Raw genomic sequence first — 10,917 nt, 5'->3', positions numbered from 1 at the left:
AACTGGGGCTTGACCATGTCTCAATTGTATATTAAATTTGGTGACAGATTACAGGCAGATCGAGAATTTTTCTTGGGCGGCTGAATCTCCCAAAATCAAACCCTGACACAGTTCAGCGTACACTCCCATAGTCTTCCGTCATTCATTCACAGGTGAAGACCTGGCTGTATTTATTGTTTCAGAAAAAATGAGGTACATCCCTGGACAGTGTGTTTCCATCCAATCTTCCCCATCTGATGGGAAATCAAGCGTATCGTATATAATAGACAAAGTATTAGACTCAATAGTGCTTTGTCAGGAACAGCCCAAAATTTCATATTGAATTGCTATTTGAGAAATTAGGTACGTAAAAAAATACCCCGCAGCGGACAGGCTAACGGGGTACAAGATAACCTCAAACAAAGTGATCTTTGTACTAAAGTACTATATTTTCAAAGTAGTGCAATCTTCCAATGACCATTTTCTAAAACCAGGTTGTGCGTGAATTTCTCTCTTTGCCCAGTGACTTTGAGAACCCCCTCACAGGTGACGAACGCACCATTTTGCTGCGCGTTCACATTGGTAGAGATAACCTGCACATTTTTGTAAATGGCACCACCATGGAAAATTACATCGGCTACGGCCGGAATTTTCATGTATTCTCTTGATTTTTGGCTGAAATTGGAAACGATCTTCTGCTGGTCAATCTTGCTTGTACCATCCATGTATTGACGTGTAGCATTGTACGTCTTAACTACCACACCTGCGATTTCGGATTTTTGAAGGTCCTTTTTGTCGTCCTGCCTGTTACATCCTGTAATGAGCAGAATTACTAATATTATGTTTTTCATAGCCTTATTTTGCCAAGTTCGTTCAACTGATAATTTCTATATATTACTCCATCCACAGCTTCCTGAATAGGAGTTTTAGCAAGAGCTTCCTTTAAAAGAGCGTCTGCTTTTTCCCGTAGCTCTTGTGCCTTGGTGTACAGGTCGATACTTGCTTTGTTTGCCATAATTCGTTCGCCGGTAGTCATTCGGAGCCCATTGCTGCCAGTGCCCAGTTTAAACGGCCCGGTATAATCATTGGCCAAGCCGGAAGTATAGTCAGTATTGTCAGAGGTTTGTATTTTCTTCAAAATCTCATTTTGAATCTCCGCATTTCTGAATGCTTCAAAATTCGCTTGCCGTTCTTGTACTACTTGCTTAAAGACATCTTTATCAACACCTTTTTCAGATTTGCTCGCAGCTTCTTCGTGGACACCAAACATGATGTCCTTCCCAATTATTTGGCCAGCTGAATTTATAACAGTACCATCCCCTCCCACAACGAAATTCTGACCTCCAACATTCACATTCTTACTGCCTGCTCCGGAAAATACCTGAGAGATATCGCCACCACTGACTGCATCAGCAAAACCATCCAGGAGACCGTCAATAGAAAAATCCTTGTTTTTGATTGAGATCTTTGTTCCGTTTTGGCCACTCTTTATACCTTCGGAAATAGAGAGTGCTTTTTGTTCAAGTTTATCAGCAGTTTTCAGATATGTCAGTGCTAACTGCATTTTTCTTTTCTGAATGGCTGTTTGTCCACCGTACATGGCCATGTGAGAGAAATTCACAGAGGAGATTACGTCGCTATAAGTTTTGCCAGCTGTTTCAAGTGTCGAGTTCTTTACCAAAGCCTCATACATTTGGACACCGCTTTTTTCAGTAACCTGTTTTGCATCCATATACTGTATTGCTTCCCAGCCCGTCACCGCCATCCAGTTAACCAGATTCTCTGCTTTTGGATAGCTTATTTTGACCAGTTTTTCTAGCTCTCTCAGATCTGCATATACATCTCGCCCAGCTGGGGAGTTTGATAAGATCTTTCCAAATTCTCCTGTCTGCCTGAGCTGCTCTTCTATTTCCAAATTCAACTCAAATATATTTTCGGTATTGAGTTTTGTTCCTTTGGTTTGTTGGTGGATCTGTTTAAGCTGCTTTAATTGTGCTTTGTTCTTTCCAAGTATATTCATCAATGCAATAAGCCTTTGTATACCAGCGACATCAATGGTTATAACAGCATGACTTTGTGGTATTAGAAATAACATGAAGAGTATTAGAAGAATTAGATTCCGTTTCATAGCACTTTGTTTTGGTGGTTAATACTAAATATTACTTTGTAACCGTCCGGCAACTCAACCTCATTACGTTTTTTCTGAGACCTCCCTTGTGTCAACGCACGTACCCCACCTCTGACCAAAGCGCCTCCAGCATCAATGAGGGCATTATCCACAAGTCCTTCGCCATACGGTACACCGTCAACAACATCACTTACAACGTCACCGGCTGTTTGATTTCGTTGTGTTCGAAGTTGTTCGCGTTGTGGATTGTCTGGATCGAAATTGAGGCCTAGTGACATATCCTTGTCATATAGAGATAAGGATATTGGAAGTACCTGACCTGTATTATCTGCGACCGACACTGAATTAAAAAGAATCCTGTTTCCTCCAACCAGGCTAACCGCAGTTATTATTGAGTTCTCTTTAATCAGGTAATTTCCTGCTTGAACGGGCTTAGTTACACGAAAACGAACCTTACGCCCCGATTTAGCAGTTTGTTTGCCTAATACCGCAGCAGTAACCAAATTACCTGAGAGACCTGATTTTGTATTAGATGATCTATCTATCGCGTGATGCGTGTTAAATTCCAATGGAGGTTCTTTGGGCTCTTCATTTTCAGTGAATATCTTTTTGGGATAAGCTTTTCTTTTGGGAGAAGGGTTTTTTACGTATACTATTTTTTCAATGATGGTGTCTTTTTTCGGAGTTGTCGGTAACGGTGCTCGGACAGCAGTGTCGACTTTTTGATTACTTTTCCTTCCATATTTTAAAAGGTCTACCCCTTTAAAAAATTGAAATTTACCTGTCCTGGCATCTATTTCTTCTATTTTTAGACTATCGCCACTATTGTATAAATCTGTTAAAATGGAATCAGCTTCTCTGGTTGCACTGTATTTTGGGCCTCTTTTGTCTTCTTTCGGATTTAGCCGGATATTTTGGTACATAGTCCTATGATCACCGGTGTCTACATACTGGAGTCCGAGCGCTGCTGAAATAAATAGAATTGCAGCTCCAATTATTAAAGCCGTTTTATTCCTTTTGTTTGAGAAAAATTCTTTGATCTTTTCCATTTTACAGCAATTTAGCTTTGGCAATCTTCTTAGATTTTACATTCATAATGACAGCTCTAACGCCTTTCTTCTCTCTAATGATCACTTCCAGAAAGCCTTTCCTTCCCGGAGAGTATAGTGGAACTGCAAAGAGCAATTCTTCACTAGAAAGAGGCTGAATGGACTCAGGTACAATTTTGGATATTGGCAGGACTTCCGTATTTTGATTTTCGACGCTATTCCTTTTTTTTGCTTTACGCTGATCTTTATAGCTAAGAGAAATGAAGTCAATGTGATAAATGACTGTACTATTATTTCTCAGGTTAAATCTGAAATATGATGCCTCTTTATCATTCGCTACATTATTGAGAGTCAGGTTGATATTATTGTTGGCTTCATTGGAAATCTCGTTTTTACGCTCTCCAAGAAGCGCTAACATCTTCTTCTCAATGTTTAAGGTATTTTTTCCCTTGTATTTCAAAATATTGACATCTTCCACGAGGCCATCATTTATTTCATCTTTATCAACTTTTCGAAGATCCCAAAAAGGTTTTTCCGGACTGTTTTTGAATCCAATGAAACCCATGAAAATTTTACCACCGGTTGACTTAACCAGCAGTGTAGTTGCCTTCGCATCAGGCTTAGTAGCTTTTAGGAATAACATGTTTCCTGATTCTGCTACACCTGTATACTGAGTATTTCCAAAATTGAATATTTCGATATCATTGTCGAACACCATATAGGTTGTCCCTTCGGTATTAACATACACAGTATCTCCTTGTCCGTAAGCAGTTAATCCGGTAAACGCTAACAACATGAATAAATATTTCATTCTATTTTCTTGTTGATATTGTAGTCGATAAAAGAGAAATTGATGATTTGTAAGCCATATTTGTTTGCCGGAGATCTTTGCACCCTGATTATCTCAAATTTGGCGGCAACGGGGTTTTCAATGAGTTGGTCCTGATACTTTATTATTTGTCGGGTATAGGCAACTCCCTGATAAGGCTCTGTCCCAATGTTTACTTTTACTGAGTCAATTGCAAGATTGGTTCCGGAGTTATACCTGTTGTAACCTTCTATAACCTGTTCATCTTTAAATCGTTTGTAAATTGCTAGCCAATCCTGAAGATTAATTAGTCCTCTTGCTTTCTCAATCCTGGATCTATAATTTTCCGCATTGTGAGAAAACATTTTGTCCATGAAATCTTCCACCATGTTTTCTGCCTCATAAATCGTTGGAAGATATGCTGTTCTTTGAGCCCCGATGGTTCCTAAATCCGTCGTCACATATACATATTGCATGGACTCCTCTCTAACCAGGTTATAGTAGTACAGCCAAACGAGATTAATTCCAATGAATCCAACAGTAGCTGCGATTGCTATAATGGACAAAGCATTGAATTTTTTTTCAAAATGATTTACTATCATGATTCTGGCGAATTTGAGGGATTATTATTTGCTCCGGATCTACCACCACCCATAAATCTGGCTAATGCTGGAATTTTTGCCATTCCTGCCAATAACAATGTTTGTGCTGTCCTGCCTACCGCACTTGCTACTTCTGATGCACCAGAAGCTTGAATATAATAACTGGTTAAGACCGGAGTCAGCAGATAACAGACAATAAAAACGAACATCACAACAACAAAATCGAGATTCCCAATTAATCCGCTGGCATCCATTGGGGTTATCGGATTAGCTGATGCTGAGATATAATATGCAATCATCAGACTATCTAAAATTGCCAATGTGAGCGCCCATAGCGAAGTCGAAAGCCATATTCTAAACCAATGCAAGGCTAAACCGCGAAACGCTGGAACTATTGATAAACTGAGTGCTATTGGTCCCACCAGATAAAGAAATCCAAGTAAGACCATCCGGATCCGTTCCATAGACAAACGGATTATAAGCGCTAAACCTTCCGCCAGGAACATGGTAAGGCTATCAATAATCGTTCGTTTCATTTTTTGCATAGAACCAAAAATGTCCCACCAATATCTACTTTGACCCGTCGAATTATTAAAAGCTACTCTGGTGTCTTTGGATGCATCCGGATCGGTTATTCTGGTAGTGGGATTTCCGCTTTCATCAACATCCTTGTTACCAGCATCCTGAATTTCCTTTTTCAAATCAATATCATTAGTCATTACATTTTTTGATACTTGGGTAAGGACTTCCATAACATTTCTTTTTGGAACCATCTCCTCCAAATATCTGGACGCCAACGAGAATGCATCCATCCCCACCATATACCCAGCAACAGTGATCCAGATCAAAATTCCTCTAATTAAGCCCCTAACATCATAGGTTATGTCTTTTTCAACTATTAGTCCGGTAACCAGGCTGTAAGCAACCTGTATAAAAAGGAACAGTGGGATCAGGAGCAAACAACTTTTCAGGATATTGGGCAAAATGTTTTCTACCTCACTTACAAAGTATGCGGCAGATTCAGGCAGGTTGTTCATATCAGGTTGTTTTGTTTAAGTTTTATAAACTCATCAATCGCTTTGTGGATATCCCCAAGCTTGGCTTGTAGTTCGCGTAGCTTATTTCGCTCATCTGGCTCTGAGGTGAGAATTGCTATGAGGTGATAATTCGGATAGATCACATACACTTTGCTAATTTCCCCCTGTTTGACAAAAATCTCCCGATATCCAGGCATCCTTCGTAAGCCTTTTATTTTTTCAACTTCATGAGGACTGAATGATAGAGGCTGAGAAAATTTGTCAATACCATTTAGGTCCTCATGGTGCGATAAAATGTATTTGGTACTCGTATTAACAATGATTGTGTTACCAATACTACTTTTTTCTATCTCACTGAATCCCTGTGTTATTATCCCAATAGATCCTTTTACCTTTCGAATCGTGCGGTACATATATTCAATGACTCCTTCCATGGATCCAGACAGCATCGTCCAGGCTTCGTCGAGCATGATGTATTTTTCAATGTCCGGATACCGGGACAAGACATCCAAAGCGAGTTGCATTAAAAGCATTGTAACAACCGGATATAATACTGGATTTTCCTTTACCCTTTTCAGATCAAAACAGATTAGCTTACTATCAGACAGGTTTTCATACTTAGACGAATTGAGCATTTCACTGTATAGACCGGTTGAAAATGGCTCCATACAGATAAGGAAATTATCAAGGTTGAAATTGTCCCCTACTGCTTTAAACTCCTTGGTTTTTTTCAGATCCTTAAAGTAAATTTTAAGGAAATCACAAAAGCCTGTTAATGTTGGGACAGCTGTTGGTTGGCTGGAATTGAAAAAATGATAGTAATTTTCAACAAACCTAAGTAGAAGAGCGTTTTCAGCTGGGCTTATGATGCCGCCGGTCCCCTTCCAGATTGTACTCAAAAGTAATGAGATAAAAATTATCCTGTCTTTTCCGGTATCTCCTGAAATATTGTAGGTATTGTCTAGCTCCCTTTCAAAAATGAATGGATTGAAATTCAGTGGTTTACTTGGCGAATATTCCCTATAAGTACCATTCAGAGCTGTGATAAGAGATAAATATGTCCCTCCGACGTCCAGGATGATTGTTACCGCCCCTCTCTCAAAACGTTGTAAGGTCATATACCCCATTGTAAGTGATTTCCCACTTCCTGTTGGACCAATAACAATAAAGTTTTTACCCGCTATATGTTCTTCAAAAGAATTGTAATATACTGGGTTGAGAAATCTATCTAGAACAAGTTCTTTACCCTTTTTTGAATTACGATAATATGTTACATAACTATTGTAGACCGCCGCATTATCACCTGAGACTGTAAGCCACCGGTAAATTTGCCCAGAGTTGCCGGGTGCCAATGAAAAAAAGAGGTTTGTTGTATCAAAAGTTTCAACGTAACATTCAGTTGCATTCATCTTTTTAACAGCAAAAGTGGTCTTGTTTATGAAGTCGAGAATTAAATCTTCACGATTTGTACAAATGATAACGCTTATGTTTATACGAAAGACTCCTTTGTTCGATTTTCGGACTTCCTCAGTAAATTCTTCTGCTTCTTCCGCATACATCTTGTTTTCTTGGGATGCCAGCCATTGAAGGTTATTTATAATTTTCCTTTCGCTATCATACTTACTTAAAACTTTTTCGTCATTGACTTTTTTTACCGTTACGCTGAGTACGTGGGGGATTGTTAATCCCATGAGCAGCGGGCTGATGAATGGTACTCTGACTCCAAAGTCATTAATAGCGGCATTTTCTACCTGTGCAGCCTGGCTGCTGATTGTGATGATGTGGAGTTTTTTTTCTCCAACTAATGCATGGTTGCCACCCCGGTGTATTTCGCGCGTAAAGTCCGTTTGTTCCGGATAGAATTCCTGATTGAAAAACTTGTAGTATACATTTTCAAGTTCTTCATCCGATAATCTTTTTTGATGTACTTTTCCTGCTTCAAGTTGATTTTTGAAGGTCAGAGAGTAGTCTTCCAGGTTTTTTGCTGTCCGGGTAATTCCCTTAAATGGATTCGATGTTATATTTTTCCCCAAGGAATAAAAAGTATTTGCAGCATTTCTATCAATCTCATTTTCAGGTGAAAAACTTAGGAAGTTATAACACTCATGATGATTTTTCTCAATTTTCTCATCATAAAAGTCCACCAGTTTATCAAAGAAATAACCATTATATCTTCTCTCAAGATGATCTTTCGTCGGATAGTAAAAATGAAGCGTTTGTAATGCTGCGCCGGTTGGTAGCGTTCTTAAAAAGGCGGAATACTGAGCATTGAATGCGTTTATTTCACTTACGCTTCTCTCCTCCCATTCCGGACACTCTACACGAAAACCTATCCCTACCCTCCCATCTTGGAAAAATAGCTTCTTGTCTTCCAGTGAGAACACTGGAAACAAGTCTGCAAATGTTTTTTTACTCATGTCCTATACATTTCTAGGAATGCCACGCTTCCAGTTCGGTTTTTGGAAACGAAGTTTTCTCGGTTGTAAAAGAGAATATGAAATAAGAGATATGATATATGAAGGATGATTTTTACCTGCACCCCATTTAAGTATATATATTACCGTTATCAAAAATACAATGGGAAATATATTCACCCATGTAGGTACTGGCCACCATATTTTAATAATTCCTAATGAGACGGCGAATACAAGCTCAAATGCCAGCATATACCCCAGGTTATACATTTCCATGGAAAGTATTTTAACCGGTTGTTCCAGTTTTTTTCGGATCTGCATTGCCATAACTTAGTCGCCTTGAAATCCCCCGGATCCTCCATCTCCCATACTTGTTTTAACATCTTCAACCAAGGTGTTGAATCCGTACCATAGAGCTACTGCTGCAAAGAGCATGATGAGGTTTTTGACGGCGTTAGGGCTATTATTGACGAATCCTGCCACCGTTTTCACCAGCCCCCATATAACGGCAATGATAAATATTAGATTACCCAGGACAACTGCAAGTTCCTTTAATTTTGTGAAAGAGCCTTTTAAACCTTGTGCCAAGGCAAGGTCATTGGTCACAAGCATAATAATTGAGAAAACTGCTAACGCTCTACCATATTGGTATGCGAATCGTTGAAAGAGTAACATCGTAGGAGTGAGGTAAGTAACCCACCAGTTTAATTTTACCTTCATAAGCAACTATTGATTTAAGTGAAACTTCAGTTATTAGCATTATATTCTTCAATTTTTTTCGATGCAGTTGTGAATAGGGCTAATTCTAAATCGTCATTATCAAAAAGAGGGCTTCTTTTGTCGGTCAATTTCTTCATTGGGATACGATTGGTTTTCTTGTCACCAATCAGTGATCGTTTTTCAGACAGCTCTGCTGCTGGTTCAATTTTAACCGCCTCCTTGGGGGTAGAAAGAGGTGTTTCAGGCAAGTTGTCACCTCTTAAAAATTTTAGTATAGCATAATCATTCTCTCTTTCACCCTGAATTCTCACTTTCATTGCGATCAATGTTAATTTGGGCTAATGGGTCATTTTGGAAACTTATATCTTTCTATTATTCGTCTTATTTCCGGCCCTATATTTTAATAGCGCGATGATTAAAACTATGATTCCAAAAATCATATAATATATCAGTACTGGGTAGAAGCCGGGAGAGATATCCATAAGCACACGATTTTCTTTGGTTGCTTTGTGATTTCAAAATTCCGGGATTAAAAGCTCTGAGACAATACGTAGAATGTTGTATTTATTAAAAAAATGCCTACGTAGAATATACTATTTTTCTCTAAGTATATTTACGTAGGCCTTAAAATTGACTCAATTTGGCACTTTTTCTTCTTTGATGTCTGCTGTTTCCAGCTTTGTTAGTAGTTCAACTTTATTCGAAACTCCCACCTTAAAAAATATATTGGCGGCGTGTGTTGTGACCGTACGTTCGGATCTATGCAATTCATCAGCAATGGCTTTATAGGTCTTCCCTTCCCTGATGTGATTAACGATCTCTCTTTCCTTAGCTGTTAAATTATAGTTCGTAAGGTTCTGTTCGAAAACCTGATTACTATCAAAAAACTCGCGTTTTGAGAGTTCTTGAAGCCTTAGATGTGAGTCGCGATCCCTTTTTACTCCTTTACCAATGAAGAGCACTGTAATAACAATGAACCCAGCATTGGTTAAAAATACCTCCTTAACTTGCTCAATTCTGTAAAACGCACAAAATGCCAGGAAAGCCCATGGCGTGATTGCAGCGTAAACAGCAATCGCCTCAAAGTAGTTTTTGCTCTTAACCTGACCTAAATACTTTTTTCTTATTTCATTCAGGATAATGAATAATAAGACTAATCCATAGATAGCCGGTAATATAAGACCGTGATTAATAGAGCTTTCTATATTACCAGTGATTATAGTCTCACTTAAGAAAAACAGAAAAAATGGTACGAGTATTAGTAAAGGAACCCCGTACAACGCATGCCATCTAAGGCCATTTAGTTCAAATACACGATAAAAGTAAAAAGGGAAATAGCTTGCCATAACAAATCCGGCCCCATAGGCAAGACCATATTGAACCGCCAAAGGAATGGTTGTGAATCCAGGATCCGGAAACAGACCACTTGCAATATTTTTTATTATTAGTAGGCCGAGCAGTATCATGTAGTACTTTCTGTCACTATCCTTGGGTCTTGATAAAAACAAAATTGTTTGAGAGGTAAACATTAACAATTCCACTACAACGAATAAGAATGTCACCACATGCATGTCAGTTCCTGCGATCTTTCCCATTTAAGCGTGTTTTAGTAAGTACAGATCATAAGTGAAATTAATCTTGTTGTAAACTTCGAATCCAAACTTTTGATACCAATCAATGTTTCTGGATACTGAGGTTTCAAGAAATACCGGCCGAGCATAATCTGCGGCATCTTTCAAAATTTCTGTTAGTAATTTACTGCCCTCTCCCCTCCCCTGTTGGTCTTGGTCAACGCCGATAAACCAGAGGTAGTAAATGTTGGAGTTAGGATAATTTGCGTGGATTATTTTCTCTCGTTGCATTGCTTTGGTAACACCTCCAAGGCCTACTGCATTAAAGACAAAGTTGATATCGTTCAAAACGGAAGATATCGATGACTTTTTTTTGTCGGGAAAGGACACCAGAGCACAAGCCGTTTCGTTATCATTTAAGAGTACTTTTCCAGAATTGAAACAAACTTCGAAGCTATAATCCATTAAAGCTTCAATCCGTTTGTTCCTAACCGCTTTAATCTTTGGACTGGTTTGTAGCCCAAACTAGAACAAAAATGATAGACAATTTAATTAAGAATGCCCGCTTAACATCAAGTGGAAGAAAATTACTTACGAGCCAAGAAAAAG

General features: G+C 38.8%; 11 protein-coding genes. All 11 read right to left on the bottom strand.

The window, feature by feature from the left end; all coding sequences use genetic code 11:
* Window positions 1–431: 431 nt before the first annotated feature.
* Window positions 432–830 carry a hypothetical protein gene (locus FEM33_RS19000; protein ID WP_139013580.1) on the bottom strand — a complete coding sequence of 133 codons (399 nt, stop codon included), beginning with the start codon at window positions 828–830 and terminating at the stop codon, window positions 432–434.
* Complete coding sequence (locus FEM33_RS18995) at window positions 827–2,107, bottom strand: hypothetical protein (protein ID WP_139013579.1); 1,281 nt, start codon at window positions 2,105–2,107, stop codon at window positions 827–829. Before FEM33_RS18995 ends, FEM33_RS19000 begins: the two co-directional genes overlap by 4 nt.
* Window positions 2,104–3,156, bottom strand: a complete 1,053-nt coding sequence (traM, locus tag FEM33_RS18990) for a conjugative transposon protein TraM (protein ID WP_139013578.1) — start codon at window positions 3,154–3,156, stop codon at window positions 2,104–2,106. The genes FEM33_RS18995 and traM overlap by 4 nt, the downstream gene beginning before the upstream one ends.
* Before the next feature lies 1 nt (window position 3,157).
* Window positions 3,158–3,967 (bottom strand): DUF4138 domain-containing protein, encoded by an 810-nt coding sequence (locus tag FEM33_RS18985; protein ID WP_139013577.1) that lies wholly within the window; start codon window positions 3,965–3,967, stop codon window positions 3,158–3,160.
* Entirely contained in the window at window positions 3,964–4,566 is a 603-nt protein-coding gene (locus tag FEM33_RS18980) for a hypothetical protein (RefSeq protein ID WP_139013576.1), read from the bottom strand. Before FEM33_RS18980 ends, FEM33_RS18985 begins: the two co-directional genes overlap by 4 nt.
* Entirely contained in the window at window positions 4,563–5,603 is a 1,041-nt protein-coding gene (locus tag FEM33_RS18975) for a TraJ family protein (protein WP_139013575.1), read from the bottom strand. Before FEM33_RS18975 ends, FEM33_RS18980 begins: the two co-directional genes overlap by 4 nt.
* Window positions 5,600–8,020 carry a VirB4 family type IV secretion system protein gene (locus FEM33_RS18970; RefSeq protein WP_139013574.1) on the bottom strand — a complete coding sequence of 807 codons (2,421 nt, stop codon included), beginning with the start codon at window positions 8,018–8,020 and terminating at the stop codon, window positions 5,600–5,602. The genes FEM33_RS18975 and FEM33_RS18970 overlap by 4 nt, the downstream gene beginning before the upstream one ends.
* Window positions 8,021–8,347: 327 nt before the next feature.
* Window positions 8,348–8,737, bottom strand: coding sequence for a hypothetical protein (locus FEM33_RS18965; protein ID WP_139013573.1), 390 nt, complete (start codon window positions 8,735–8,737; stop codon window positions 8,348–8,350).
* A 26-nt stretch (window positions 8,738–8,763) separates the two neighbouring features.
* Window positions 8,764–9,054: a hypothetical protein gene (locus FEM33_RS18960; RefSeq protein WP_139013572.1), complete on the bottom strand. Its 291-nt coding sequence runs from the start codon at window positions 9,052–9,054 to the stop codon at window positions 8,764–8,766.
* A gap of 318 nt (window positions 9,055–9,372) precedes the next feature.
* Window positions 9,373–10,332, bottom strand: a complete 960-nt coding sequence (locus tag FEM33_RS18955) for a LuxR family transcriptional regulator (RefSeq protein ID WP_139013571.1) — start codon at window positions 10,330–10,332, stop codon at window positions 9,373–9,375.
* A complete protein-coding gene (locus FEM33_RS18950; RefSeq protein WP_139013570.1) occupies window positions 10,333–10,773 on the bottom strand; it encodes a GNAT family N-acetyltransferase in 441 nt (146 codons plus the stop codon).
* Between the last annotated feature and the right edge of the window lie 144 nt (window positions 10,774–10,917).

It is taken from the genome of Dyadobacter flavalbus, assembly GCF_006149045.1.
Classification (GTDB): Bacteria; Bacteroidota; Bacteroidia; order Cytophagales; family Spirosomataceae; genus Dyadobacter; species Dyadobacter flavalbus.
This window is presented reverse-complemented; position numbering and strand designations above follow the sequence as displayed.